This is a genomic window from Klebsiella sp. GB_Kp056 (assembly GCF_040064755.1).
In the GTDB taxonomy this organism is placed as follows: Bacteria; Pseudomonadota; Gammaproteobacteria; order Enterobacterales; family Enterobacteriaceae; genus Klebsiella; species Klebsiella quasipneumoniae.
Map to the genome: position 1 here is coordinate 1 of NZ_JBEAJA010000017.1, position 638 is coordinate 638.

1 protein-coding gene is annotated in these 638 nt (G+C 54.4%); it reads right to left on the reverse strand.

The annotated features are described in order from the left end of the window. On the reverse strand, positions 1-638 hold a 638-nt coding region (locus ABLV52_RS00630; RefSeq protein WP_348889870.1), incomplete at both ends, for an EF-Tu/IF-2/RF-3 family GTPase.

Below are 638 nucleotides of genomic sequence, written 5' to 3' on the forward strand. Positions count from 1 at the left end.
ACGCCCGCGCCAACGGTACGACCGCCTTCACGGATTGCGAAACGCAGACCATCGTCCATCGCGATCGGGTGGATCAGGGTAACAACCATTTTGATGTTGTCGCCCGGCATTACCATCTCTACGCCTTCCGGCAGTTCGATGGTGCCAGTCACGTCAGTAGTACGGAAGTAGAACTGCGGACGGTAGCCTTTGAAGAACGGAGTGTGACGGCCGCCTTCGTCTTTGGACAGAATGTACACTTCAGATTCGAACTTGGTGTGCGGGTTGATGGTGCCCGGCTTAGCCAGTACCTGACCACGTTCGATTTCTTCACGTTTGATACCACGCAGCAGAACACCTACGTTCTCACCAGCACGGCCTTCGTCCAGCAGTTTGCGGAACATTTCAACGCCAGTACAGGTGGTTTTCGCGGTTTCTTTGATACCAACGATTTCAACTTCTTCACCCACTTTGATGATACCGCGCTCTACACGACCGGTAACAACGGTACCACGACCGGAGATGGAGAATACGTCTTCGATCGGCAGCAGGAACGGCTTGTCAATCGCACGCTCTGGTTCCGGGATATAGGTATCCAGGTGGCCAGCCAGTTCGATGATTTTCGCTTCCCACTCTGCGTCGCCTTCCAGCGCTTTCAG